This window comes from Isoptericola sp. NPDC019693, assembly GCF_044389085.1.
GTDB lineage: Bacteria > Actinomycetota > Actinomycetes > Actinomycetales > Cellulomonadaceae > Isoptericola.
On sequence record NZ_JBIRXP010000005.1, the window covers coordinates 248,270 to 273,323 of the forward strand.

Annotated in this window: 21 protein-coding genes and 1 pseudogene; 8 read left to right on the forward strand and 14 right to left on the reverse strand. The window is 74.0% G+C overall.

The window, feature by feature from the left end:
• Window position 1 precedes the first annotated feature (1 nt).
• Window positions 2–850, forward strand: a complete 849-nt coding sequence (locus ACH436_RS16285) for a hypothetical protein (protein ID WP_430561242.1) — start codon at window positions 2–4, stop codon at window positions 848–850.
• A gap of 21 nt (window positions 851–871) precedes the next feature.
• Here the strand turns inward: ACH436_RS16285 and ACH436_RS16290 are convergent, their stop codons facing one another.
• Window positions 872–1,228, reverse strand: coding sequence for a YybH family protein (locus tag ACH436_RS16290; protein ID WP_430561243.1), 357 nt, complete (start codon window positions 1,226–1,228; stop codon window positions 872–874).
• A 139-nt stretch (window positions 1,229–1,367) separates the two neighbouring features.
• On the opposite strand from ACH436_RS16290, the gene ACH436_RS16295 reads away from it, so the two are divergent.
• Window positions 1,368–1,754, forward strand: a complete 387-nt coding sequence (locus ACH436_RS16295; RefSeq protein WP_430561244.1) for an MmcQ/YjbR family DNA-binding protein — start codon at window positions 1,368–1,370, stop codon at window positions 1,752–1,754.
• Between the two features lie 10 nt (window positions 1,755–1,764).
• Here the strand turns inward: ACH436_RS16295 and ACH436_RS16300 are convergent, their stop codons facing one another.
• From ACH436_RS16300 to ACH436_RS16335, 8 genes are all read right to left on the reverse strand, one after another.
• Window positions 1,765–4,083: a M28 family peptidase gene (locus ACH436_RS16300; protein ID WP_430561245.1), complete on the reverse strand. Its 2,319-nt coding sequence runs from the start codon at window positions 4,081–4,083 to the stop codon at window positions 1,765–1,767.
• A 118-nt stretch (window positions 4,084–4,201) separates the two neighbouring features.
• Window positions 4,202–5,515 (reverse strand): family 43 glycosylhydrolase, encoded by a 1,314-nt coding sequence (locus ACH436_RS16305; protein WP_430561246.1) that lies wholly within the window; start codon window positions 5,513–5,515, stop codon window positions 4,202–4,204.
• Window positions 5,512–7,005, reverse strand: a complete 1,494-nt coding sequence (locus ACH436_RS16310) for a sulfatase (RefSeq protein WP_430561247.1) — start codon at window positions 7,003–7,005, stop codon at window positions 5,512–5,514. The genes ACH436_RS16305 and ACH436_RS16310 overlap by 4 nt, the downstream gene beginning before the upstream one ends.
• Window positions 7,002–8,522 (reverse strand): sulfatase-like hydrolase/transferase, encoded by a 1,521-nt coding sequence (locus tag ACH436_RS16315; RefSeq protein WP_430561248.1) that lies wholly within the window; start codon window positions 8,520–8,522, stop codon window positions 7,002–7,004. Before ACH436_RS16315 ends, ACH436_RS16310 begins: the two co-directional genes overlap by 4 nt.
• The gene (locus ACH436_RS16320) at window positions 8,519–9,532 is read right to left on the reverse strand and encodes an aliphatic sulfonate ABC transporter substrate-binding protein (protein ID WP_430561249.1); all 1,014 of its coding nucleotides are present in this window, start codon (window positions 9,530–9,532) and stop codon (window positions 8,519–8,521) included. The genes ACH436_RS16315 and ACH436_RS16320 overlap by 4 nt, the downstream gene beginning before the upstream one ends.
• 46 nt (window positions 9,533–9,578) lie before the next feature.
• On the reverse strand, window positions 9,579–10,400 hold the full coding sequence (locus ACH436_RS16325; protein ID WP_430561250.1) for an ABC transporter ATP-binding protein: 822 nt from the start codon (window positions 10,398–10,400) through the stop codon (window positions 9,579–9,581).
• Window positions 10,397–11,245, reverse strand: coding sequence for an ABC transporter permease (locus tag ACH436_RS16330; protein WP_430561251.1), 849 nt, complete (start codon window positions 11,243–11,245; stop codon window positions 10,397–10,399). Before ACH436_RS16330 ends, ACH436_RS16325 begins: the two co-directional genes overlap by 4 nt.
• A complete protein-coding gene (locus ACH436_RS16335) occupies window positions 11,242–12,489 on the reverse strand; it encodes an ROK family transcriptional regulator (RefSeq protein WP_430561252.1) in 1,248 nt (415 codons plus the stop codon). The genes ACH436_RS16330 and ACH436_RS16335 overlap by 4 nt, the downstream gene beginning before the upstream one ends.
• 296 nt (window positions 12,490–12,785) lie before the next feature.
• Between ACH436_RS16335 and ACH436_RS16340 the strand changes: the two genes are divergently transcribed.
• The 4 genes and pseudogenes from ACH436_RS16340 to ACH436_RS16355 all read left to right on the forward strand — a co-directional run bounded on the left by ACH436_RS16340 (window position 12,786) and on the right by ACH436_RS16355 (window position 17,141).
• Window positions 12,786–13,829, forward strand: a complete 1,044-nt coding sequence (locus ACH436_RS16340; RefSeq protein WP_430561253.1) for an alcohol dehydrogenase catalytic domain-containing protein — start codon at window positions 12,786–12,788, stop codon at window positions 13,827–13,829.
• A gap of 395 nt (window positions 13,830–14,224) precedes the next feature.
• A complete protein-coding gene (gene corA, locus ACH436_RS16345; protein ID WP_430561254.1) occupies window positions 14,225–15,415 on the forward strand; it encodes a magnesium/cobalt transporter CorA in 1,191 nt (396 codons plus the stop codon).
• A gap of 184 nt (window positions 15,416–15,599) precedes the next feature.
• Window positions 15,600–16,439: pseudogene (locus ACH436_RS16350) on the forward strand (AI-2E family transporter); the annotation flags it as partial.
• A gap of 261 nt (window positions 16,440–16,700) precedes the next feature.
• Window positions 16,701–17,141 (forward strand): YbaK/EbsC family protein, encoded by a 441-nt coding sequence (locus ACH436_RS16355; protein ID WP_430561343.1) that lies wholly within the window; start codon window positions 16,701–16,703, stop codon window positions 17,139–17,141.
• Between the two features lie 31 nt (window positions 17,142–17,172).
• Here the strand turns inward: ACH436_RS16355 and ACH436_RS16360 are convergent, their stop codons facing one another.
• Window positions 17,173–18,060, reverse strand: a complete 888-nt coding sequence (locus ACH436_RS16360; protein WP_430561255.1) for an SGNH/GDSL hydrolase family protein — start codon at window positions 18,058–18,060, stop codon at window positions 17,173–17,175.
• Window positions 18,061–18,264: 204 nt separating this feature from the next.
• Between ACH436_RS16360 and ACH436_RS16365 the strand changes: the two genes are divergently transcribed.
• Window positions 18,265–18,630 carry a VOC family protein gene (locus tag ACH436_RS16365; RefSeq protein WP_430561256.1) on the forward strand — a complete coding sequence of 122 codons (366 nt, stop codon included), beginning with the start codon at window positions 18,265–18,267 and terminating at the stop codon, window positions 18,628–18,630.
• A 24-nt stretch (window positions 18,631–18,654) separates the two neighbouring features.
• Here the strand turns inward: ACH436_RS16365 and ACH436_RS16370 are convergent, their stop codons facing one another.
• The 4 genes from ACH436_RS16370 to ACH436_RS16385 all read right to left on the reverse strand — a co-directional run bounded on the left by ACH436_RS16370 (window position 18,655) and on the right by ACH436_RS16385 (window position 22,065).
• Window positions 18,655–19,059, reverse strand: coding sequence for a hypothetical protein (locus ACH436_RS16370; RefSeq protein WP_430561257.1), 405 nt, complete (start codon window positions 19,057–19,059; stop codon window positions 18,655–18,657).
• Window positions 19,060–19,185: 126 nt separating this feature from the next.
• Window positions 19,186–20,004, reverse strand: a complete 819-nt coding sequence (gene cofE / locus ACH436_RS16375; RefSeq protein WP_430561258.1) for a coenzyme F420-0:L-glutamate ligase — start codon at window positions 20,002–20,004, stop codon at window positions 19,186–19,188.
• Window positions 20,001–21,011, reverse strand: coding sequence for a TIGR03557 family F420-dependent LLM class oxidoreductase (locus ACH436_RS16380; RefSeq protein WP_430561259.1), 1,011 nt, complete (start codon window positions 21,009–21,011; stop codon window positions 20,001–20,003). The genes cofE and ACH436_RS16380 overlap by 4 nt, the downstream gene beginning before the upstream one ends.
• A gap of 67 nt (window positions 21,012–21,078) precedes the next feature.
• Window positions 21,079–22,065: a GNAT family N-acetyltransferase gene (locus tag ACH436_RS16385; RefSeq protein WP_430561260.1), complete on the reverse strand. Its 987-nt coding sequence runs from the start codon at window positions 22,063–22,065 to the stop codon at window positions 21,079–21,081.
• A 103-nt stretch (window positions 22,066–22,168) separates the two neighbouring features.
• Here ACH436_RS16385 and valS point away from each other — a divergent pair, with 103 nt between their 5' ends.
• Window positions 22,169–24,943, forward strand: a complete 2,775-nt coding sequence (gene valS, locus ACH436_RS16390; protein WP_430561261.1) for a valine--tRNA ligase — start codon at window positions 22,169–22,171, stop codon at window positions 24,941–24,943.
• Window positions 24,944–25,054: the final 111 nt, after the last annotated feature.

Here is a 25,054-nt window from a genome sequence, read left to right on the forward strand (position 1 = left end):
CATGACCTCAGCGCTCCCCCTGCCGCTCGGCCCTGCCCCGCGACCCGCCACGGGCGAGGACCTCGCCTCCCGGCTTCGCGCACTCGCGACCCGGGCGGCCGGCCCGGGCGTGACGGGGCTGGACCGGGCGGGTCTTGCCGTGGTGCTGGACGGCGCGGACGTCACGGCACTCGAGGCGGACCTCACGGGGGTCGCGTTCGGCGCGCAGCACAAGTCGCCCGGCGTCGCCTGGCAGCCCGGCGCGATCACCGCGCGCGAGGAGGGCACGGTGCGGCGGCTGCGCATGGAGGCCCACCCGCTCACGGCCGTGGACCTGCCCGTGGACGTCACCGCCGAGGCCGAGGGGCTGCGGTTCGCGTGGGTCGAGGGCGCGGACGGCCAGGTCGGGTTCGAGCCGGTCGAGCCCGACGACGCCCACCCGGTGACCGGTCACGCCCGCGTGGCGGTCTCCCGCGCCGGTCTCGTCGCGACCGTGCACGGCCTGCTGGCCGTCTCGCTGCAGTCCCAGGGCATCACGCTGAGCGACCTGGACGTGCACCTCGACTCGCACGGCCCCCGCGCGGCCGGCCTGCGGATCGAGGCGAAGATCCGCAAGGGGTTCCTGTCCGCGGGCGTCTCCGCCACCGCGTCGGCGTCGGTCGACGCGGCGATGGTGCTGACCGTCGGGGACGTGCGCATCTCCAGCGGCAACCCGCTCGTCGCCGCGATGCTCGGTGCCGTCCGGGGCCGCGTCGAGGCCGCGGCGAACCGCCGCGTCGACCTGGCCGCCGCCCTGCCGCCGGGTATCCGGCTCGCGGACGTGCGTCTCGACGTCGGCGAGGAGCTGGTGCTCAGCGCCCGCCTCGGCTGAGCACGGCCGCCGGCCGGACCGTCAGGCGATGGCGGGCTGGTCGAGCACCCACAGCCAGGTCCCGTCGGGCTGCCGGCGGGCGACCTCGGCCGTCACGGCCCCCGACTCCAGCCGGGTGGACGTCAGCGCCAGGTCGCCCTGCACCAGCGCGGGCGCCGCCACCCCGGGGGCGAGCCGCGGGCGCGCGGCGAGGACCGGAGCGAGTGCGGCCCTGATCGCGTCCCGGCCGACCTGCTGCTCCCCGGGAGGGAACGCGAAGATCGCGTCGGGCTCGTACAGCGCGACGAGCCCGTCGAGGTCGCCGTCGTTCACTCGTTCGACGAACAGCCGTCCGAGGTCGTCGGGTTCGCGGGCAGGGGCGTGGTCACCGTTGGCCATGCGCCGATCGTGCCACCACGGAGGACGCCCGTCTACGGTCCGTCGGTGCCGACCTGGCACCCACCTGGCACCCACCTGGCACCCGCCTGGCACCGACCTGGCGTCCTGGCCTGTCGGTGCCCCGTGCGAGATTCGGGAGATGCCCGACCGCCCCGACGTCCCGCCCACGCTCGTCGAGCGTCTGCGGCCCCTGCTCACCTTCCCGGAGTGCCGCGAGGAGGCGGCGTGGACCGGCGTCCGGTGGCGCGTGCGCAAGGCCACGGTGGCGCACGTCTTCGGGGGCGAGGACCAGCTCTTCCGGGTGACGTTCCGCGCGGAGCCGCAGGAGGTCCGGGCCTTCGAGCACCTCGGTCACCCGTACTTCCGCGCCGGCTGGGGCGGCGACGTCGTGGGCGTGGTCCTCGACGACGGCACGGACTGGGAGGAGATGGCCGAGCTGCTCACCGACTCCTACTGCATCCAGGCGCCCCGCGTGCTGGCCGACGACGTCGATCGCCCCGGGCCGGAGGGCGGCACGGCCGGCTGACGCCCGGGGGTCACAGCGAGACGGACGTCCCGACCAGCACCAGCTCGGAGGTGTGCGACCCGGCCACCCCGACGCCGGCGGGTCGCCCGACGAACCCGGGCAGGCCCTCCAGCCCTCCCCCGGCGGCGACGACCCGCAGGTCCAGGGGCTGCCCGGCGGGCACGGTCAGCGTGACCTCGAACCCGTCCTCGCCCGGGGCGTAGAAGCGGGTGTCGAGCACGCCGCCGTCGACCGGGACCGTCCGCCCGGCGACCTGGGCACCCTCCACGCCCGAGGCGTTGAGCTGCACGTACCTCAGGGCGCCGGCGGTGCCGACCGGGGCGCCGTCGCCCGGGGTCACGCGCAGCGTGAGGACGCGGGCGTTCCCTGCCGGCTCGGTGTCCAGCACGTCCACCACGGGAGCGGGCAGGTCGGCCGCCGCGGCGTCTCCGGCGTGCACCTCGTGGTCGAACATCGGGAAGGGCTCCGACAGGTCGGTCTCGGTGTCGACGAACTGGGCCGTCCAGTCGCTCGGGGTGCCCTCGTCGGAGACCCAGTGGGCCGACCCGGTGTCGGCGTCGAGCGCGTACGCGAGCCGGGTGGGCTCGGGGTGCTCGGCGTCGAACGGGTCGGCGACGAAGCCCACGACGAGCGCGACGACGCCCACGGCCGCGCACCCGCCCACCAGGCCGAGCGCGCGGCGCCGGCCGCGCGGCCACAGGACCGCGAGGGCGGGCGTGAGCGCCAGGCCCAGCAGCGCGGCGACGACCGCGGGGGCGGCGCCCGTCGCCAGGCCGAGGGCCGGGAAGAACAGCAGTACGACGGGCACGAGGACGACCACCCCCACCGCGGCCCCGAGCGTCGCGGCGACCCGGCGCCCGACCAGCCCGCGTGCCCGGGTCAGCGCGACGAGCCCCGCGACGGCGCCCGCGAGCGCCGGGAGCGCCGCGAGGTACGAGCCGCCGGGGGTAGCCGCGGCCAGCACGACCCCGAGGACGGCGAGCCAGCCCAGCGCCCCGACCGCGAGCGCCGGCCCGCCGAGCGACCGGCGCAGCCCGACGAACCACGCGGTCCACACCGTCGCGACGACACCGAGCAGCGCGACGCGGAAGGCCCACGGTCGCCACGGGTCGAGCATCTCGGCGTAGCCGGGGCGCACGAGACCCATCACCCACCACAGCGCGATCGAGCCGGCGACGGCACCCACGAGCGGCAGGAGGGCGGACACGAAACCGAGCACGAGCGTCCCGGCGGTGGTGCGCTCGCCGCGCACCTCCCGCCGGCGGGCGAGGACGACGGCGAGCGCGCCGACGGCCACCGCCGCGGCCACGGCCAGCGGCAGCACGAGCCACCCCGGGTAGCGCGCGAGCACGCCGCCCGGCAGCGGGAAGTAGGTGGCGTCTCCCGCGGACGGCGTGGCGAGCGCCGCCGCGTCGCCGTCCCCCAGCTCGCGCGCCAGGGCCAGCATGTTCGCACCGTGGTGCTGCAGGCTCGCCCGCGACATCCGGTCCGGGGTGTCCTCGGGCGCGTGATAGGTGGCCGAGCCGTCGATGTACGCCGCGTTGAGGCCGGTGAACCGGCCGTCCGGGTCGTCGAGGAACGGCGAGAGGTCCGTGTCGTTCGGCAGGATCCGGTAGACCTCCACCGCCATCGAGGTGCCCACGGGATAGGGCACGTGGGCGTAGGCGTCGACGAGGTCGGCGTTGCCGTCGGAGGTCTCGAACATGATCGCCGGGCCGGACGAGCCCCGGGCCTCGACATTGACCACGACGCCGCCGTCGGCCGCGCGCGGGTCGGCGTGCGCGAACGCCTCGGCACCGCAGAGGCAGGCTTCCTCCGCGTCGGTGAAGACGAGCACGAGGTCGTTGCGCAGCGGCTCGCCCGCGAGGACGGCGCGGGCGGTCTCCAGCAGTGTCGCGACGCCCGCGCCGTCGTCGTTGGCGCCGTGCGACACCTCGGCGGAGTCGTAGTGCGCGACGAGGAAGACGGGACCGGTCGAGCCGGTGCCCGGGATGGTGGCGACGACGTTCCTGGTGGCCGCCACCCGGCTCTGGTCGCCCAGGCGCCCGGACATGCCGACCCCCTCGGTGACCTCCGGGTCGAGGCCGAGCCCCGCGAGGTCGGCCACGATCGCGTCCCGCACCGCCGCCGCCTCGGGAGTGCCGTGCGGGTGGACGTCGTCCCCGATCGCCTCGACGGTCGCGAAGGCACGCTCGGCGCTGAACTGGTCCGCGGCGGCGTCCGCGGGCAGCGGCGACGGCGGCTGCACCGACCGGGCGGCGAGTGCCACCAGGACGAGCAGGAACAGGGAGCACGCGAGCGTCGTCGCCCGCGACCGGGTCGGGGTCACCCGGGCACGCTAGCGGCGCCCGCGCGCCGTCGCCCAATCGTGACGGCCCATGTGCCCGGACCGCCGGCGCGGCCCCGACGGCGGTCGCGGCCGCGGTCGGCACGCCCGACCACCTGGTTCACCGCCGGGGTCGGGCGGCGTTCAGCCGGCGCGAGTGCGGGCCGGTCCATTCCAGGCGGACGACGCCGGGCACCGCGCCGTCAGCGATGCGCGACGGGTCCGCCCAGTGCCCGTTGGCCGGGTTGCGGAAGAACGTGGCCCAGACATCGCCGCGCTCGTCGACGAACATGTTGTTGTGGCCGGCCCCGACACCGGCGGTGTACCGCTCGGAGTACGGCCCCTCGAACCGGTCCGCGACGGCGACGACGGCGTCGTACTGGTCCTTGGGCCCGCTGCCCGCCAGGTACGACCAGGCAGGGTCGTCCTCGGTCCCGGTGCGGCACGCCCACACGGCGTGCATGAGGTAGTAGCGACCCCGGTACTTCTGCACGTACGCGCCCTCGAGGTACGGCTCGGGCTCGTACGGCGTCTGGACGAACTCCGGCAGGTCCGTCGGGGTGGTGATGTCCTCCATGTCGTCGGTGAAGCGGGCGTAGAGGTCGTTGTGCAGCACGAGCCACGCGGCGTCGTCCTCGACGAACATGCTGCCGTCGATGTGGTGGTAGGCACCGGGCGCGATCCAGCCCGGTCCGCCCACGAACGACTCACCGAACGGCTTGGCCACGTTGCCCTGCGCCAGCCGGTACGGGCCCTCGATGCCGCCCTCGCTCACCAGGAGGAACGACCCGACCTTCGTCGAGTGGTCGCCCATGCAGGCGACGATGTACCAGGTGTCGCGGAACCGGTGCACCTCGGGTGCCCACACGTTGCCACGCTTGCCGAACCGGCCGTCGTCGGTCCAGTACTCCTGCCAGGGCGCGACGACGGTGCGCCCGGGCGCGTTCTCGCCCACGAACTCGGGTGACCAGACCTTGCCCTTCGTCTGGTCGGGCCGCAGGCCCGTGGTGTCGACCAGGGTCCACGGGCCCTCGAGAGCGGGCGCCGTCCAGAGGTACAGGCCGTCGTTCCACGGTGCGGCGTTGGGCCGCCCGGCGGCCCTCGTGGTCCCGGTCGCCACGTAGACGGAGCGCCCGTCCACCTCGAACCGGTTGACGTACGTGTCCCGCATCCAGACCCGGCCCAGCTCGGCGTCCTGGGGCCGCAGCTCGAGGTCGAGGACGAACGAGTTGTCGTCGCGCAGCCCCAGCTCCGGGCGGCCGTCGGCGGCGCCGTAGGGCTCGGGGTCCGGCCAGGCGGGCGGGAACGGCCCACCGGGTGCACCGGCACCGGCCGCGGGCCCGGCGGCCGGCGCCGCGGCCGCCGCCCCACCGCCCAGCACCACGGCCGACAGCGTTCCTGCGGCCGCCGCTCCCATGAACTCGCGTCGTTTCATGCTCTCGCTCCTTCGTCGTCGGTCATGACAGGGGCGGTGCGGCGCTGGGTGCGCGCCACGCCCGCGGGGACGGGCTGGCCGGGGTGGGGGGCGTCGTCGACGGCGGCCTGCGCGTGCCACAGCTCCACCTCGAGCCGGGCCCGGACCTCGGCGTAGGCGGGGGCGTCGGCCACGTTGCGCAGCTCGTCGGGGTCCAGCTCGGTGTCGAAGAGCTCCCACTCCCCCGGGTAGGTGGCCGGCCCCGTGCCGGGCAGGCCGAGCCCGTCGTTGTAGTAGTAGACGAGCTTGTACCGGTCGTCCCGGTACCCGTAGTGCGCGGGCGCGCGGTGGTGGGCGTCGTCGTGCTCCCAGTACCGGTAGTAGAAGCCGCGCGCGGGCGGCGTCGGCTCCGAGCGGCGGCCCGGAGCCCGCCCGCCGCCCAGGTCCCCCCAGAACGAGCGGCCCTGCATCCGCGGGTGCGCGTCGACGCCGGCCGCGTCGAGGAGGGTGCGGGCGAGGTCGACGTTCGTGACGATGCCGTCGAAGCCGCCTCCCGCGGGCAGCCGGCGCGGGTACGACACGAGCAGCGGCATGCGGATCGACTCCTCGTACATGAACCGCTTGTCGAACCAGCCGTGGTCCCCGAGGAAGAACCCCTGGTCGGACGAGTACAGCAGGAGCGTGTCGTCGAGCTCGCCGCGCTCGCGCAACCGGTCCGTCACCCGGCCGACGTTGTCGTCGACCGACGCGACGCAGCGCAGGTAGTCCTCCATGTAGCGCTGGTACTTCCACAGCGCCAGCTCGTCGTAGGAGAGCCCGGCCGGCGGGTCGACCTTGAGGTCCGTCGTCGTGAGGTGGTCGGCGACCCGCATCGCGGCCCGCCGGGCCGACGACGTCCGGGTGGCGTAGTCGTCCGTGAACGTCTCCGGCACCGGGATCGGCTCGGCGTACAGGCCGGCGTGCTTCGCGTCGGGCTCCCAGGGCCGGTGCGGCGCCTTGTGCCAGAGGAGCAGGCACCACGGGTCGTCGCCCTCGAGGGAGTCCACCCAGCGCAGCGCGAGGTCGGTGATGACGTCGGTGGCGTACCCCGGCTCGGTGCGCAGCCCCTCGGCCGACCGGAACGTCGGGTCGACGTACTCCCCCTGGTCGATCAGCACGTCCCAGTAGTCGAAGCCCTGCGGGTCGTGGCCCGCCCCGTCGCCCATGTGCCACTTGCCGACGACGGCCGTGCGGTAGCCCGCCTCCCGCAGCTGCGAGACGAACGTCGGCTGGCCCGCGTCGACCGGCGTCGACAGCGTCGTCACGCCGTTGACGTGGGAGTACGTCCCCGTGAGGATCGACGCACGGCTCGGCGAGCACAGCGCGTTGGTCGCGTAGCACCGGTCGAGACGGCGCCCCGAGGCCCCGATCTCGTCGATCCGCGGCGTCGTGTTCACGACCGACCCGTACGCGCCGATCGCGTGGGCCGCGTGGTCGTCGGTGAGGATCATGACGACGTTCGGGCGCCTCACGCCGTCGCCTCGCCCGCGTACGTCGTCTCGTCCAGGCCGGACTGCGTGGGGTCGTGGTCCACCTCGCCGACGTCGTACATCGTCGTCATCCAGTGGTAGAAGTTGTCGCCCCGCTCGCGCAGCACCTCGTACAGCCGCCGCATCATGGCCCCGCGCACCGGGGCCATCTCGGGGTGGGCGCAGACGTTGCTCAGCTCGTCCGGGTCGGTGGCCAGGTCGTACAGCTCGTTCGTGGAGTCCGGGTTGACCACCAGCTTGTACCGGTCGGTGCGCAGCATCCGCTGCGGGTAGGGGAAATGGTGGCCGTGGAACTCGCACACGATGTCCTCCGTCCACGCCGGCCGCTCACCGCGGGCCAGCGGAAGCAGGCTGCGCGAGTCCACCGCCGGGGCGGGGTCCATCCCCGCCAGCTCGAGGATCGTGGCCGTGCAGTCCAGCAGGGACACGAACTCGGTGCGCACCTGCCCCGCCGGCCCGCCGGGCACACGCAGCAGCCCGGCCGTCCGGTAGATGTCCTCGTACATGGCCGGGCCCTTGTCGTGCAGGCGGTGCGCGCCCGTGAACTCCCCGTGGTCGCTCGTGAAGAACACCGCCGTGGTGTCGACCAGGCCCAGCCGCTCCAGGGCGTCCATGACCCGGCCGACCTCGCGGTCGATGAGCGCCACGTAGCCCCAGTAGACGGCGATGAGCTTGCGCGTGGTCTCGATCGGCATGGTGTCGAACGTCCAGTGCGCGCTGTAGTTCGCCTGCACCGGCGGCTTGCCCGCGAAGGTCTCCGCGATCGACCGTGGCAGCTCGACGTCCGCCGGGTCGACCAGGTCGAAGTACTCGTCCGGGAGGATGTACGGCAGGTGCGGCCCGAAGAAGTTCAGCTGCAGGAAGAACGGGCGCGCCCCGGACCGGAAGTCGTCGGCGTACCGCTCCAGCAGCTCGATCGTGCGCGTGGCGAGGTAGTGCTCGAACGTCGCCTCGACCGGCTGGTGCAGCCGCGCGGCCAACAGGTTGCCCGGCCCCCCGTTGGGCAGCGTGCCCCGGACCCGGTCGCTGATCACGTACGGCGGCAGGTCGTGCTCGGCCAGGTACGCCAGGTAGTCCGGCGCCTCCACCGGGTTGTGCCACGCCGAGCCGGGCAGGTCCGGCCCCTCGAAGCCGAACGCGACCGCGTCCCGCGTGGTGCCCGCGTGCCACTTGCCGAGCAGTCCCGTGTTGTACCCGGCGCCACGCAGCGCCTCCACGAACGTGAAGGTGCCCGGCGCCAGGTCCTCCAGGTACCCCACGTTGCGCTCGTGGTTCGCCAGCACCCGGTGGCGGAACGGCGCCTGCCCGGTGAGCAGGCTGGCGCGCGCCGGCGTGCAGATCGCCGTCGGGGTGTACCAGCGGTCGAACCGGGTGCCCGTGGCGGCGAGGGCGTCGAGCACCGGCGTGCGTGCGAGCGCGTTCCCGTACGCGCCGAGCGTGTCCGCCCGGTGCTGGTCCGTCATGAGGAACAGGACGTTGGTCCGGCCCCCGGGCGTCACTCCCCGGCTCCGAGGAACAGGTCGCCGGTGTAGAACTCGCTCGGCTCCACCGCCTCCGGGAGCTGCCCGGACTGCACGAAGTAGTCCTGCATGCCGGACAGCCACGTGTCGAACGTGCCGTCCTGCGTGTACCCGTCGATCTCCTCCAGGTCGAGCACCTGGACGTTCTCGGCGTCCGCCCGCACGTCCGCGACCGGCAGGTCGTTGAACTCCGCGGTGAGCTCGATCGTCTCGTCCATGTGGTCGGCCCGGTAGGCGATGGCGTCGCGCAGCGCGGCCAGCACCCGGTCCACCTTCTCCTCGTCGTCGGCGACGACGTCGTTGCCCGCGACGAACGCCGTCGGGAACGCGACCGTGTCCTCGAAGTCGCCGTTCTCCGCCAGCTCCACCAGGTCGGGGACCTGCTTCTTCACGGTCGCGAGGGCGGGGTACCAGAAGCCCGCGCCGTCGACCTTGCCCGAGGACAGGGCGGCGACGATCGCCGCGGGCTCCATCGGGACGATCTCGACGTCGTCCTTGGTCATCCCCGCGTCCTGGAGCGCGAGGGTGAGGATCATGTCCCCGGAGGTGCCCTCCGGGATGGCCACCTTCTTGCCCTCGAGGTCCTCGATCGAGTCGATGCCGGGCTGGGCGACCACCCGGTCCGCCTGGCCCAGCGTGTTCATCGCGACGATCTTGGCCTGGCCCGACGCCGGCAGCCAGAAGGCGCCCGGCCCGATGTAGCCGAAGTCGAGGTCGCCGGTGCCCAGGGCCTGGATCTGCAGCGGGCCGTTGGTGAAGGACGTCGCCTCCACCTCGACACCGTGCTTCTCCCACAGCCCCTGGTCCTGGGCGACGGCGAGCAGGCTCGTGCCGTTGAAGTCGGGGATGTAGCCGAAGTTCACCTCGACGACGTCGTCGCCGGAGCCGCCCGCGGCGTCGTCGCCCGAACAGGCGGCGGTGGCGAGGAGCGTGGCGGCGAGGACGACGGACAGCGATGCCGCTCGTCGGGAGGGTCGGAAGAGTCGCATGGGGGTTCCTTCTGGTCGGGGCCAGCTCGGGGGCGTGGAGGTGAGGTCAGGGCCGGGCTGACGCCGGGTCCTGGTGGTAGACGGAGTGCCACACCCGGTTGCGCAGCGCGGCGAACTCGGGGCTGAGGCGCACGTCCTCGGTGCGCGGGTACGGCAGGTCGACGTCGACGACGTCGTAGATGCGTCCCGGTCGCGCCGCCATCACCACGACGCGCCGGGCCAGGAAGACCGCCTCGTCGACGTCGTGCGTGATGAACATGACGGTGCGCCGCTCGCGGCTCCACGTGTCCAGGAGCTGTTCCTGGAGGTTGACGCGGGTGAGGGCGTCGAGGGCTCCGAACGGCTCGTCCATCAGCAGGATCGACGGGTTCACCGCGTAGGCGCGGGCGATCGCACACCGCTGCTTCATGCCGCCCGACAGCATCTTGGGCAGGGCGTCCGCGAACTGCTCGAGGCCGACGAGGCGGATGAAGTGGTCGGCGCGCTCGCGCCGCTGCGCCCGGCCGAGCCCCGCGACCTTGAGCCCGAACTCGATGTTCTTGCGCACCGTGAGCCACGGGAACAGGGCGTACTGCTGGAAGATGACGCCGCGCTCCGGGCCGGGGCCGGAGACCTCGGCGCCGTCGACGAGCGCGTGCCCCGACGTCGGCTCCTCCAGCCCGGCGAGGATGTTCATCAGCGTGGACTTGCCGCACCCGGAGGGCCCGACCACCGTGACGAACTCGTTGTCCGCGATGTCCAGCGAGACCCCGTCGAGCGCGACGAACTCCTCGTTCCGCAGCGCGAACGTCTTGCGGACGTCGCGGACGGAGATCTTCGCGGTCGACGTCGGAGACGCGCCGTGGGTGCTGGGGGTCGTGGTGGTCATCGCCGCTCCTGCCATCCGGTGAGCCTGGTCTCCGCGAGCAGCAGCAGGCGGTCCATCACGAGCCCGAGGATCCCGATGGCGACGATCCCGACGAAGATCGTCGCGATGTCGTAGTAGAGCTGCGCCTGCTGCATCCGGTACCCGAGCCCGGCCTGCGCGGCCAGCAGCTCGGCGGCGACGAGCGTCGCCCAGGCGGACCCGAGGCCCACCCGCATGCCGACGAGGATGAACGGGGTCGAGGCCGGCACGACCACCTTGAGGAAGATCGTGCCGTCCTTCGCCCCCAGCACCCGGGCGGCGTTGATCAGGGTGCGGTCGACGCCGACCACACCCTGGTAGGTCGAGATCACGCAGGCGAGGAACGCCGCGAGGAAGATGACGAACACCTTGGGCAGCTCGCCGATCCCCATCAGCACCAGCACGAGCGGCAGCAGCGCCAGCGGCGGGATCGTCCGGAAGAACTGGATCCAGGGCTCGAGCAGCCCGCGCGCCACCGTGTACCAGCCCATGAGGAACCCGACCGGGACGGCCACGAGCGACCCGAGGAGGAAGCCCGTCAGGACCCGGCCCAGGCTCGCGAGCACGTCCTCGCCGAGGGTGCCGTTCGACCACAGCTCGACGGCCTTGCTCGCCACCTCCGGCGGGGTGGGGAGCTGGAGGCCGCTCAGGGCCAGCAGCCACCAGATGCCGATCCCGCCCACGATCGAGACGGCGTTCAGCAGCCGCAGCATCGACCGGCGCGACGTCCGCCGGCGCCCGGGACGCCGGGGCGGCGCCTCTGCTGCGGGGGTGGCGACGCCCGGTGGCGGGTCGCCGCGGTTCAGGTCCGTGCTCGACACGGTCACGGTGCGCTCCTTCTGGACGTGGGGCTCGAGACCCGGCTCGACGACGAACGGCCGGCCCCCGAGGGCTCGGGGTACCCGGCGAGCACGGGCGAACGATGGAAGACGGCGGCGAGGGCACCGAGAGCGCCGCCACGGTCGCCGAGGCGGCTCGCGCTCACCACGTGGGACGTCTCGGTCGGCACGGAGGACAGCTCGTAGCGCAGGGTGGCGGCGGCCTGCTCGACGATCACCGGCGCCACGTGCGCGATCTCCCCGCCGACGACGACGTCCACCGGGTCCAGCAGCATGGCCGCCGCGCCGAGCACCCTCCCCAGCGCCGTGCCAGCCTCGCGCAGGACGGCGTCGACGACAGGGTCGCGCTTCTCGACGGCGGCGGCGAGGTCGTCGAGGTCCCGCACGGCCGCGCCGCGGCGACGGCAGGCGGCCAGGACGGCCGGGACGGAGGCCACCGTCTCGAGGCACCCACGCTTGCCGCACCGGCAGGGCGCGCCGACCGGGTCGGCCGTGACGTGGCCGAGCTCGCCGGAGAAGCCCCGCGCGCCGCGGACCAGCCGTCCCGCCACCACGAGGCCGCCGCCCACGCCGTCGGACAGCCGGACGTAGACGAGGTCGCTCGGCCCGTCCGGGAGCGACACGGCCTCCGCGAGCGCCGCGAGCCGCGTGTTGTTGTCGATCACCACGGGAGTGCCGAAGCGCTCGGCGAACGACTCCTCCACGCCGTCGGGGGTCGCGTGCCTGTTCCACGCCACCCGCGACCCGCCCGGGGCGCCGGTGTGCGGGCCCGGCACGCCGATGCCGACGGCCTGCAGCGCGCCGAGGTGCAGCCCGTGCTCCCGGGTCAGCCGGTCCACCAGCGCGAACGCCAGGTCGAGCCGCGCCGGCCACGGTTCGTCGTCGTAGGGCTGCACCCCGGAGGCGACGATCTCGTGCGACGCGTCGGCGACGGCCACGTGGACCCGGCGGTGCCCGAAGTCGACGCCGAGGTACTGCCCGGCCCCCGGGTCCAGCGCGAGGCGCTCGGCCGGCCTGCCGCTGCCGACGCGGGTGCCCGCATCGGTGTCGACCACGACCAGCGCCCCGCGCTGCAGCAGCCGCGTCGTGATCTCCGACAGGGTGGTGCGCGAGAGCCCCACCCGGCGCGCGAGATCGGCGCGGCTCAGCGCCCCTCCGGCACGCAGCGTGGCGAGGACCCGCTCCTCGTGGGTGCGCCGCACCAGTGCGTGCACCCCTGTCGTCGTCGACATGGCGGCGACGCTACGAACACCGGATTTTTCCGTCAACGGTCTGGCAAAAAGACGGTCGCAACCGACCTCGTCCTTGGCAGAATCCGTCACAGCACGCCCCTCCGCTTGCCCTCGGCCCGACACTCTCGGCCCCGCCCGTCCGTCACGTCGGAGCGAGACCGTAGGCCGACGGAATTCCTCCGGCCAGACCCCGGAACAATTCCCGAGTAAATCCATCGGTTGAGGACAGTATGGGCCGCCCTCTCCACCTGCCGACAGGTCCACCACGTGGTCGCCGGCCGTGGTTGGATCGCCCCGTGCGTGCGATGACGTTCGACCGGTTCGGCGGCCCTGTCACGGTCCGCGAGGTGCCCGATCCCGCGCCGCCGCCCGGAGGCGTCGTCGTCCGCGTCCACGCGAGCGGCCTGTGCCTGAGCGACTGGCACGCCTGGGCAGGCCACGACACGGACATCACCTCCCTCCCCCACGTCCCGGGCCACGAGCTCGCGGGCGTCGTCGCCGCGGTGGGCGAGGGGGTCGGGCGCTGGCGCGTCGGCGACCGTGTGACCTCGCCGTTCGTGTGCGGCTGCGGACGCTGCGACTGGTGCCGCTCCGGGCAGGCGCAGGTATGCCCTGAGCAGACGCAGCCGGGGTTCACGCACGCGGGCTCGTTCGCGGAGCTCGTGGTGCTGCACGCCGCCGACACGAACCTCGTCGCGCTGCCCGACGGGGTGGACGACGCGACGGCGGCGAGCCTCGGGTGCCGCTTCGCCACGGCCTACCGCGCGGTCGCCGGCCGTGCCCGCGTGCGTCCGGGCGAACGGGTGGTCGTGGTGGGCGCGGGCGGCGTGGGGCTGAGCGCCGTGATGGTCGCGGCGGCGCTCGGCGCCGAGGTGGTGGCGGTCGACCGGCACGACGGCGCGCTCGCGGCCGCGCGCCGGGCCGGGGCGGCGCACACCCTCCGCGCCGACGATGACGTCGAGGTCGCCGCCGCGGTGCAGGACCTCACCGGCGGCTGCCACGTGAGCGTCGACGCCGTCGGCAGCGAGCGCACCTGCGCCGACGCGATCGGCAGCCTGCGGCGCCGCGGGCGGCACGTGCAGGTCGGTCTGCTGCCGCCCGTCGACGGCCACCCCCGCGTGCCGATGTCCCGCGTGATCGGCTGGGAGCTGGACGTGCTGGGCAGCCACGGGATGGCGGCGGCCGACTATCCGGAGATGCTGGCGCTGGTGGCCGACGGCACGCTGCGCCCGGCCGACCTCGTCGACCGCGTCGTCGGCCTGGACGAGGGCGCGTCCCTCCTGCCGGGCCTCGCGGGCACGCCGCGCTCCGGCATGGTGGTCGTCGACCCGCGCCGCTGAGCCAGGAGCCGCGGTCCCTGGGCGCGACGTCGCGGAGATCACCCCGCCGCCGTGCCCGGCGCCGTGGCCGGGACGCACCCGCGGGGCTATGCTGGCGGACGGCCTGAGCAGCAGCGGCGGACGCCGCAGGACGACGAGGGAGGTGCACGCCACATGACCCGTAGCGAGCCTCCCAGTAGTCCGAGCCGCGACTGACGGCTCCCCGCCCGGCGGCGCCGGGCGGCCGCGGCGTGCCGGCCCTGCCGGGCGCCGCCGATCTCCGAGCACCCCGACGTACCAGGGGCGCCCCCAGCCGCAGTCGCGGGACCGACGTCCTCGTCCACGCACACACCTGTGCCCGCACCGCCGTGCCCACCCCTGCACGTGCCTGCGCGCCTGCACGCTCGGAGTCCGCCATGTCCGTCACCTCGCCCCGCGCCACCGGTTCCCGCACGGTCCGCACCCGTCCCCTGCTCGGCGCGCTGCGCCCCCGCCGCGCCACGCCCGCCTCCGGCGCGAGCGGCCGCATCGGCAGCAGCGCCCGCCCCGACGCCGCGCCGGCCCGGCGCGACGTGACCGGCCGCTCCTCGATCGTCGAGTCGGCCCTGTACGACGCCGACGGCCGCCGGGTCGCGAGCTTCACGCGTCTCGCCGACACCTTCCGCGAGCTGCGCGCCCACCCGGGCGGCATGGCGTGGATCGGCCTCGAGCGCCCCGACGAGACGGAGCTCGCCCAGCTCGCCCGCGAGTTCGACCTGCACCCGCTCGCTGTCGAGGACGCGATCGTGGCGCACCAGCGGCCCAAGATCGAGCGCTACGGCGACACGCTGTTCGTCGTCCTGCACGCCGCCCGCTACCTCGACCAGGCGGAGGAGGTCGAGTTCTCCGAGCTGCACGTCTTCGTCGGCCCCGACTTCGTCGTCACGGTCCGCCACGGCGCGTGCCCCGACCTGTCGGGCGTGCGCACCCACCTCGAGGCCCACCCCGCCATGCTCGCCCGCGGCCCCGAGTCGGTCCTGTACGCGATCGTGGACCGCGTCGTCGACGACTACGCCCCGGTCGTCGCCGGCCTCGACGGCGACATCGACGAGATCGAGTCCGAGGTGTTCGGCGGCGACGCGGCGGTGTCGCGGCGCATCTACGAGCTCTCGCGCGAGGTCGTCGAGTTCCAGCGAGCGGTGCGACCGCTGCAGCGCGTGTGCGGGTCGCTGGCCAAGGGCGCGGAGAAGTACGGCGTCACCGAGGAGATGCAGGCCTACCTGCGCGACGTCGCCGACCACCTCACCGAGGTCGCGGACCGGGTCGAGTCGTTCCGCGCGGCCCTGCGCGACATCCTCACCGTGAACGCGACGCTCGTGGCCCAGCGGCAGAACGAGGAGATGACGCACCTCACCGAGGTGAGCATCCGGCAGGGCGAGGAGGTCAAGAAGATCTCCGGCTGGGCGGCCATCCTGTTCGCCCCGACGCTGGTCGGCACCGTGTACGGGATGAACTTCGACGACATGCCCGAGCTGCACTGGGCGTGGGGCTACCCCGCGGCGCTGGTGGCCATGCTCAGCGTGAGCGTGGCGCTCTTCGCCGTCTTCCGGTGGAAGCGCTGGATCTGAGCCGTCCCGCAGCGTCCGCCGCCGCGTGGTCGCGCGCGCCGAGGCCGGTCGCGGTCGCTAGGGTCACGGGGTGACCTCGACCGTGACGGCCGCGCCCGGCGGACCGACCACCGATCCCGGCGGCCTCAACCCCGCCACCCGCACGCTCCTGTCCCTCGGCGCGGCCGTCCTCGTGCTCGCGGGGGTGCACTGGGCGTCGGACGTCCTGGCGCCGATGTTCCTCGCCGCCGTGATCGTCATCATCTGCCACCCGGTGCGCCGGCCCCTCGAGGCCCGGGGTTGGCCCCGCTGGGCGGCGACCACGGCCGTGATCGTGGTCGCGTACCTCATCCTCGCGGCCCTGCTCGCGATGCTCGTCTTCGCCGGCTTCCAGTTCGCCGACCTCGTGACGGAGTACTTCCGCGACCTCGAGCAGTCGGTGTCGCTGATCGCCGCGCAGCTGGCCGAGCTCGGCCTGGACACACAGGTGACCGACGCCGCGACGTCGTTCCTGGAGCCCTCCCGCCTGCTGTCGCTCGCGGGCAGCGTGAGCAGCAGCGTCCTGTCGGTCGCGACGGCCTTCTTCTTCGTGCTCGCGTACGCGATCTTCATGGCCGCCGACGCCGCCCGGTACGCCACCGCGTCCCGCGTCTTCGGCTCCACCCACGCGCCGCAGATCGCTCGTGCGACGCGGTTCAGCACCGGGGTGCGCCGCTACTTCGTGGTCAACGCGACGTTCGGCGCGATCGTCGCGATCATCGACGGCTTCGCCCTCGCGCTGCTCAGCGTCCCCGCTCCCGTCGTGTGGGCGATCCTCGCCTTCGTCACCAACTTCATCCCGAACATCGGGTTCGTGCTCGGCCTCATCCCGCCCGTCATCATGGCGTTCGTGGTCGGCGGGTGGCCCCTGGCCCTCGGCGTCGTCGCCGTGTACTGCGTCGTCAACGTGGTGCTCCAGGTGCTCGTGCAGCCCAAGTTCGTCTCCGACGCCGTGAGCCTCAGCCTCACGCTCAGCTTCATGTCCGTGGTCTTCTGGACGTTCGTCATCGGCCCGCTCGGCGCCATCCTCGCGATCCCGCTGACCCTGCTGGTGCGGGCGCTCGTCCTCGAGGGCGACCCGCGCACCGTCTGGCTGCGGTGGCTCTCCGGCGACGACGTCACCCCCGAGGACGAGCGACCCGCCACGTCCGCCACGATCAGCACGGCCACCACGGCCGCCGTGGCGGACACGCCTTCGCCGTCCGGCGGCCCGGCCGGGCCGGACCGCGCGCCGTCCCACCCGGCCGTCGACCGGGTCCGGGAGGCGTTGGCGACCGCCGGGGCGGGCGGCGAGGTCCGCTGGCTCGACGACCACGCCACCACGGCCGCGCGCGCCGCCGAGGCGCTCGGCGCCCCGGTCGGCGCGATCGCGAACTCCCTGGTCTTCACGCTCGACGACGAGCCCGTGCTCGTCCTGACGAGCGGCGCCCACCGCGTCGACACCGACTTCCTGGGCTCCCGTCTCGGCGGCCGGCTCGCGAGGGCGAGCAAGGAGACGGTGCGCGACGCCACCGGTCAGGTGATCGGCGGCGTCGCGCCCGTGGGGCACCCCGCCCCGGTGCGGACCCTCGTGGACGTCGACCTGCGGGGGCACGACGTGGTGTGGGCCGCGGCCGGGCACGCGAGGACCGTGTTCCCCACGTCCTACGACGAGCTCGTGCGGATCACGGGCGGCACGCCGACGCCGGTCGTGCCGCCCGCGGAGTGACGGCCGGGGCGCGGCCCGTCCGCCGCCCGGATCAGTGGCCCAGCGCGTCGAGGACGGCGTCGGCCATGGCGCTCTCGCCGCGCGCGTTCGGGTGCACCGGCACCACGTTGCTGCCGAACAGCAGCGGCTCCACCCAGCGCTCGCCCGCGGGCGCGCAGGCGTCGCGGCCCTCGCTGCGCTCGGCGAGGTCGACGAACGTCGCGCCGGTCTCGTCGGCGGCCCGCTCGATCACGTCGTTGAGGGTGGTCTGCAGGTCACGCAGGTACGGCACGTCGCCCGCCGCGACGGGGAGCTTGGCGAAGCATCCCTTCTCCGCGGGCAGGATCCACGGGTAGCCGAGGATCGCCACGCGCGCGTGCGGGGCCCGGGCCTGGATGTCCTCGAGCGCCTGCCGCACGGCGGGGTAGGTGGACTCCTCGACCTGGCTGGTGAACCGGTCGCCGTACGTGCGCTCGCACGGGTTGCCACGCCCGCCCGTGAGGGCGCCGGCGGAGCCGCAGGCCAGCAGCGCGCCGATGAACGTGCTGTTGTCGTTGCCCCCGATGGTGAGGGTGACGAGGTCCGCGTCCTCGGTGACGGCGTCGAGCTGCGCCGGGACGCCCGGGTACTGGGCCCTCGTGAGGTCCTTGGTCTGGGCCGCGCCGCAGGTGACGTCGACGAGGTCGGCGTCGAGGCGGTCGGCGAGGAAGCTCGGGTAGTTGAGGGTGGTGCGCAGGCAGGCCAGCGGGGCGTCGGGGTCCGGCGGCAGGATGCCCGACCCCGCGGAGTACGAGTCGCCGAGGGCGACGTACTTCTGCGGGTCCGGTGCTGCCGAGGCGGGCGCGGCGACGGCGACGAGGCCGGCGGTCGCGACCGCGACGGCCGACGCCGCGGCGAGGGCGGCCCGGACGGTACGACGAGTGCGACGAGCGAGGTGCATGACAACTCCCTTGTTGTGTCCGCAGGCGTTCGACGCTGAACGCCGAGACCGAGTATCACGACGTGCGACGGCGTCTACCAGACGACGCGCCGAGAAACCTTGCCCCCGGCACCCGCCGTGCCGGACCGGGCCGCGCGACTAGCGTGGAGACGGGCCGGACCCGACCCACCCCGACGACCGATCCCGACGACCAGGAGCACGACGATGGCTCACGGCGACATCACGCACCTCGACATCCCGGTGACGGACAAGGAGCGCGCGAAGGGCTTCTACTCCGGCCTGTTCGGCTGGCAGATCGACGCACCGCCCGGCTTCGAGGACTATCCGATGTGGCAGGCCCCCAACCAGGTCAGCGGTGGCGGGCTCGCTCCGCGCGGGGAGGGCTTCGAGCAGCCGCGCAGCTACGTCGAGGTCGACTCGATCGACGACACGCTCGCCAAGGTGACCACGCTGGGCGGCACCGTGCTCATGGCGAAGTCCGAGATCAGCCCGACAAGCTGGTTCGCGGTGCTCGAGGACCCGGACGGCAACCGGATCGGCCTCTACGAGGGCACGACCGACGCCGGCTGACCCCCATGACCGCCGTCGGCCCGCCTAGCGGGCGAACAGCACCCGGCCGTCGGGGTCGCCCTCGCGCCGCGGGCGCAGCGCGGCCGGCGCGGGCCAGGGCAGCTCGAACCGCTCGACGGCGGCGTCGATCGCGCCGAAGTCGTCCGTCTGCACGACGACGTGGTCGGGCGTGACCTCGACGAGCCGCACCCGCAGCGGCCCGCCGGCGTCGCGCTCGAGCGTCCAGACGTCGGCCATCCACGACAGGCCGGTCGCCTCGAGCGCCTCCTCGGCGTCCGTCCAGTCGAGGGGACCGCTCACGTCGCGGCCGAGCAGGGAGACGGCGACCCAGGAGTCACCGTCGGGGCGCAGCCACCCGAGCGCCTCGCGGTCCTCGGGGCGGCGGTGCTCGATCCAGTCGGCGGGCAGGGACGTCTCGGGCGGGGGCATGTCGGCACCGTAGGCGACGGCGTCGGGCCCGTGCGAGCGGAATCTCCCGGAGCGTCCCGCGCGACCGCCCGGCAGGCGCGGGGTCGGCGCCGGCTCACCCGGACGCGCGCGGCCTCGCGAGCGCTCTCACGTCCTCGCGGGACCGGTACGCGCCCCGTCGGCGAGCCCGCGGGCGTACGCCTCGGCGCTCCCCTCGCGGAACAGGTCGTCGGCGCTGGGTCGCACCAGCGCGCGCGCCCCCGGTCCGTCCGCCTCGGGGCCCTCCCCCGCGCGCACGTGCCGGGCCAGGCCCCGCACGACCGCGACCGGGCGCCCCTCCGCCTTGCCGCGCACCAGCTCCGACGCGGCGGCGACCTCGTCCACGACGGCGGTGACGGTCACGGACAGCGGGCGCCCGTGCGCGTCGACGCCGCCGCGCAGGTCGTCGACGACGTCCACCCCGGCCGCGCCGATCGCGATGTCGGTGAGCCCGTCGCGCCACGTCCGCCCGGCGGTGTCGGTGACGACGACGCCGACTCGGTCCAGCCCGAACCGCGCACGCAGGGCGGCGCGCAGGGCGCGCGCCGAGGCGTCGGGGTCCTCGGGCAGCAGGAGCACGGTGCCCTCGGGGGTGTTGGAGGCGTCCACCCCCGCCGCGGCCATCACCAGCCCGAGCCGGTTCTCGACGATGCGCAGGGGCGACTGGCCGCCCGGCCGCTCGCGCGTGGCGACCACGCGCACCGTCTCGTCGGTGATCGCCTGCTCGCGGTCCGCGGCGCGCACCACGCGCCCCTCGGCCTTCGACACGATCTTGGAGGTGACGACGACGACGTCGCCCTCGGCGAGCGGGTCACCCGACGCCGCGCCGTCGGCGGCGAGGGCGTCCCCCACCAGCCGGGCCAGGTCGTCGCCGGGCCGCACCTCCGGGAACCCAGGGGGCGCCCAGAGCGTGAGCCGAGCGCTCACCGCACCAGCTTCGGGAGCACCTCGCGGCCGAAGACCTCGATCCACTCCTTCTGGTTGCGCCCGACGTTGTGCAGGTAGATGCGGTCGAAGCCGAGGTCGACGTACTTCTGGATGGCCGCGCGGTGCTCGTCCGGGTCGGCGCTGATGACCATGCGCCCCTCGAAGTCCTCCGGGCGCACCAGCTTGGCCATCTGCGCAAAGTCGTGCGGCGAGCGGATGTCGGCCTTGGGGAACTTCATGCCGCCGTTGGGCCACTCGGTCATCGCGTTCGCGAGCGCCTCCTCGTCGGTCTCCGCCCACGACATGTGCACCTGCAGCACCTTGGGCATCCCCTGCGGGTCCCGACCGGACTCCCGCACGCCGTCGTCGAACTTGCCGAACAGCATCTCGATCTTCTCCAGCGGCGCCCCGACGGTGATGAGGCCGTCGGCGTGCTTGCCGGCGCGCTTCGCGGTGATCGGGCCGGCCGTGGCGACGAGGATCTCGGGCGGCACCTCGGGCATGGTCCACAGCCGCGTGGACTCCATCTTGTAGTACTGCCCGGAGTGCTTGACGTCCTTGCCGTCGATGCCGGACGCGAACAGCTTCTTGATGATGTCGATGGCCTCGAACATGCGGTTGATCCGCTCCGGGGCCTCGGGCCAGTAGCCGGCGACGACGTGCTCGTTGAGCGCCTCGCCGGAGCCCAGGCCGAGCCAGTGCCGGCCCGGGTACATGGCGGCGAGCGTGGCCGACGCCTGCGCGACCATCGCGGGGTGCCAGCGGAACGTCGGCGCGGTGACGCCGGGGCCCAGGTCGCCGCGGGTGCGCTCGCCGAGCGCCGTCAGCACGTTCCAGACGAAGGCCGCCTCGCCCTGCTGCGGCACCCACGGCTGGAAGTGGTCGGCGGCCATGACGCCGGAGAAGCCGTGCTCCTCCGCGTAGGCCGAGTACTCGACGACGTCGGTGGGGTGGAACTGCTCCAGCATCGCGGCATAGCCGATGGTCAGGTCGGGGTTCGCAGCCATGCCTCGACCCTATCCCCGGCCGGCGACCGGGTACGTGATACCGGGCCACCCTCCCGGCCCGCCCCGCTCAGGCCAGGCGCTTGGCGAAGAAGTGCTCGGCGTACGGGTTGTCGTTGTACCGCGTGACGCGCCGGTAGCCGGCCCGCTCGTACATCGCGACCGCCTCGGTGAGCGACCCGTTCGTGTCGAGCCGCACCTCGCCGTGGCCGAGGTCGCGGCTGACGCCCTCGAGGTGGCGCAGCAGCCGGGAGCCGAGCCCGGCCCCGCGCCAGCCGGGGTGCACCCACATGCGCTTGATCTCCCCCACGCCGCCGGCCGGGCTCTCGGCGCTCTCGGCGTTCTCGGTGCTTCCTGAGCCGTCGGCGCCCCCGGACAGCGTGCGCACGCCCCCGCACGCGACCGGCTCGCCGTCGCTGGTCGCCACCACGAACGCGCCCGACGGCGGCACGAGACGCGCGTCCTCGGCGTCGCGCACGCCGACCGCCGGCGGCGGGCCGGGGTCGAAGCCGCCGGGGAACCGCTCGTCGAGCTCCGCCACGTAGGCCGCGACGGCCCGCCGGGCGAGCGGCGACTCCGGGTCCACGCGCTCGAGGGTGACCGTCGCGGCCCGCACCAGGAGGTCGGCCTCCGCGAGGGCGGCGGCGAGCCGGGCGCGCTGGCGCGCCGTGAGGGGCGCGACGAGGTCGCGGGCCCGGTCCACCGACCGGCGCTCCAGGTCGTCCCAGGCGCGGCGTCCCGCGGCGGTGAGGTCGACCCGCCGGCGACGTCGGTCGTCGTCGTCGGGCACGACGACGACCAGGCCGTCGGACTCGAGCCGGCGCAACAGGCGGCTGAGGTAGCCGGAGTCCAGCCCGAGCCGGTCGCGCAGGTCGCGCGTGGTGCCCGGCTCGGTGCCGATCTCGAAGAGGAGCCGCGCGGTGCCGAGCGGCATCCCCGTCCCGAGGAACGAGTCCTCGAGCGCTCCCACCCGCTGCGTGTAGCCGCGGTTGAAGCGCCGCACGACCTCGACCTGCCGGTCCGTTCCCACGTCGCCCGCACCCCTCGATACCGTCACACCTCTGACTTTAGTCAGAGACTTCGGGGCGCGTCCCCGAGCCGTCCGCCGATCGAGACAGGCATGCCCGGTGAGGCCCGCAGATCTGGGAGAATGACCGACCATGAGCGACTTCCCGACCCCCGAGGCGCCGACCGCGCCCGCGCAGACCCCCGCAGCGACCCCGCCCGCCGGCACGGTAGCCGGCGACGTCGTGCGCGCGGTGGTCCGGGAGGTACCGGACAAGGTCAGCCTGGACGGCCTGGAGCAGCGCTTCGACGAGCGCTGGTCGGCCGAGGGCACGTACGCGTTCGACCGCAGCGCCACGCGCGAGCAGGTGTACTCGATCGACACCCCGCCGCCCACGGTCTCCGGCTCGCTGCACGTGGGCCACGTGTTCAGCTACACCCACACGGACACGGTCGCGCGCTTCCAGCGGATGCGCGGCAAGAAGGTCTTCTACCCGATGGGCTGGGACGACAACGGCCTGCCCACCGAGCGCCGCGTGCAGAACTACTACGGCGTGCGCTGCGACCCGTCCCTGCCGTACGTCGAGGGCTTCGAGCCGCCGCACGAGGGCACTGACGGCAAGAACGTCAAGCCCGCCGACCAGGTGCCGGTCAGCCGCCGCAACTTCATCGAGCTGTGCGAGCGGCTCACCGCGGACGACGAGCGCCAGTTCGAGGAGCTGTGGCGCCGCCTCGGCCTGTCCGTGGACTGGGCGCAGAACTACCAGACCATCGACGCCACCTCGCGCGCGGCCTCCCAGCGAGCCTTCCTGCGCAACCTCGACCGCGGCGAGGCCTACCAGGCGGAGGCGCCGGGCCTGTGGGACGTGACGTTCCAGACCGCCGTCGCCCAGGCCGAGCTCGAGGCGCGCGAGTACCCCGGCTTCTACCACCGGGTCGCGTTCCACCGCCCCGACGGCAGCCCGCTGTACATCGAGACCACCCGCCCGGAGCTGATCCCCGCCGTGGTGGCGCTCATCGCCCACCCGGACGACGAGCGGTACCAGGGCCTGTTCGGCACCACCGTCACGTCCCCCCTGTTCGGCGTCGAGGTCCCGGTGCTCGCGCACCCGGCCGCCGCGATGGACAAGGGCGCCGGCATCGCCATGTGCTGCACCTTCGGCGACCTCACCGACGTGCAGTGGTGGCGCGAGCTGCAGCTCGCCACCCGCTCCGTCATCCAGCGCGACGGCCGCCTGTCCCGCGAGACGCCGGCCTGGATCGCCGGCGGACCGGGCGAGGCCCTGTACGCCGAGGAGCTCGCGGGCAGGACCACGTTCAGCGCCCGCAAGGCGGTCGTCGACGCCCTGCGCGCCTCGGGCGACCTGGACGGTGAGCCCACCGCCACCCAGCGCATGACGAACTTCTACGAGAAGGGCGACAAGCCCCTCGAGATCGTCACCTCCCGCCAGTGGTACATCCGCAACGGCGGGCGCGACTGGGAGAAGCACGACCTGAAGGCCGAGCTGCTCGCGCGCGGCAAGGAGCTCGACTTCCACCCCGACTTCATGCGCGTGCGCTACGAGAACTGGGTCAACGGCCTCAACGGCGACTGGCTGATCTCCCGTCAGCGCTTCTTCGGCGTGGCCGTGCCGCTCTGGTATCGCGTGGACGAGGTCGGCAGCGTCGACTATGACCACCCGATCGCGCCGTCCGAGGCCGAGCTGCCCGTCGACCCGACGTCGCAGGCCCCGGCCGGTTACGACGAGTCGCAGCGCGGCGTGCCCGGCGGCTTCGTCGGCGACGCCGACGTCATGGACACCTGGGCGACGTCGTCCCTCTCGCCGCTCATCGTGTCGGGCTGGGAGCGCGACGCCGACCTGTTCTCGCGCGTGTACCCGATGGACCTGCGCCCCCAGGGCCAGGACATCATCCGCACGTGGCTGTTCTCCTCGGTCGTCCGCTCGCACCTCGAGTGCGGGGTGCTGCCGTGGAAGCACGCCGCCATCAGCGGCTGGATCCTCGACCCGGACCGCAAGAAGATGTCGAAGTCGAAGGGCAACGTCGTCACGCCGATGGCGCTGCTCGAGGAGCACGGCGCCGACGCGGTGCGCTACTGGGCCGCCGCGGCACGCCTCGGCACGGACGCCGCCTTCGAGGTCGGCCAGATGAAGATCGGCCGCCGCCTCGCGATCAAGGTGCTCAACGCCTCGAAGTTCGCGCTGACCTTCGGTGTCGACCCGGAGTCCGGCGCCGGCGAGATCGTGCTCGACCCGGCGCGCGTCACCGTCGCCCTGGACCGCGCGATGCTCGCCGGTCTGGCGGACGTGGTCGAGCAGGCCACCGCCGCGTTCGAGGCGTACGACCACACGCGCGCGCTCGAGGTCACGGAGACGTTCTTCTGGACCTTCTGCGACGACTACCTCGAGCTGGTCAAGGACCGCGCGTACGGCGCCGGCGCCGCGGCCACCGAGGTGACCGCCGAGACCGAGTCGGCCCGCACGGCGCTCGCCCTCGCGGTGGACACGCTGCTGCGCCTGCTGGCCCCGTTCCTGCCGTTCGCGACGGAGGAGGTCTGGTCGTGGTGGCGCACCGGGTCGGTGCACCACGCCGAGTGGCCCGTCGCCGCCCCGCTGCGCGGCGCCGCCGGCGACGCGGACCCGGTCCAGCTCACCGCCGCCGGGCACGCGCTCGCCGCCCTGCGCAAGATCAAGTCGGAGGCCAAGGTCTCCATGCGCACGCCGATCCTGTCGGCCACCATGGCCGTGCCGGCCACGCTGCTCGACGGCGTGCGGTCGGCCCTGGACGACGTGCGCGGCGCCGGTCGTGCCACGGGCACCCTCGACGTCGTCGAGGCCACCGACGGGCAGGGCAACCCGGACGTGCAGGGCGGCATCGTCGTCACCGCGTCCGAGCTGGGCGAGCCCCCGGCCCGCAAGCCGAAGGCCTGATCTGCCGAGATCAAGAGGGGGCGGGCCGCGAACGTTCGCGGCCCCCCCCCCCCGCAATCTCGCGGGGGCGGGTGGGCGAACTCGGGGTGGGGTAACGTTACCCCGCACCCC

Excerpts from the sequence above, each read along its gene's own strand:
- ACH436_RS16365 (WP_430561256.1), top strand. The coding sequence starts at position 18,265 with ATGGCTCACGGCGACATCACGCACCTCGACATCCCGGTGACGGACAAG.
- ACH436_RS16360 (WP_430561255.1), bottom strand. The coding sequence starts at position 18,060 with ATGCACCTCGCTCGTCGCACTCGTCGTACCGTCCGGGCCGCCCTCGCC.
- ACH436_RS16285 (WP_430561242.1), top strand. The coding sequence starts at position 2 with ATGACCTCAGCGCTCCCCCTGCCGCTCGGCCCTGCCCCGCGACCCGCC.
- ACH436_RS16295 (WP_430561244.1), top strand. The coding sequence starts at position 1,368 with ATGCCCGACCGCCCCGACGTCCCGCCCACGCTCGTCGAGCGTCTGCGG.
- ACH436_RS16380 (WP_430561259.1), bottom strand. The coding sequence starts at position 21,011 with ATGGCTGCGAACCCCGACCTGACCATCGGCTATGCCGCGATGCTGGAG.
- valS (WP_430561261.1), top strand. The coding sequence starts at position 22,169 with ATGAGCGACTTCCCGACCCCCGAGGCGCCGACCGCGCCCGCGCAGACC.
- ACH436_RS16335 (WP_430561252.1), bottom strand. The coding sequence starts at position 12,489 with ATGTCGACGACGACAGGGGTGCACGCACTGGTGCGGCGCACCCACGAG.
- ACH436_RS16320 (WP_430561249.1), bottom strand. The coding sequence starts at position 9,532 with ATGCGACTCTTCCGACCCTCCCGACGAGCGGCATCGCTGTCCGTCGTC.
- ACH436_RS16370 (WP_430561257.1), bottom strand. The coding sequence starts at position 19,059 with ATGCCCCCGCCCGAGACGTCCCTGCCCGCCGACTGGATCGAGCACCGC.
- ACH436_RS16290 (WP_430561243.1), bottom strand. The coding sequence starts at position 1,228 with ATGGCCAACGGTGACCACGCCCCTGCCCGCGAACCCGACGACCTCGGA.
- ACH436_RS16305 (WP_430561246.1), bottom strand. The coding sequence starts at position 5,515 with ATGAAACGACGCGAGTTCATGGGAGCGGCGGCCGCAGGAACGCTGTCG.
- ACH436_RS16325 (WP_430561250.1), bottom strand. The coding sequence starts at position 10,400 with ATGACCACCACGACCCCCAGCACCCACGGCGCGTCTCCGACGTCGACC.
- corA (WP_430561254.1), top strand. The coding sequence starts at position 14,225 with ATGTCCGTCACCTCGCCCCGCGCCACCGGTTCCCGCACGGTCCGCACC.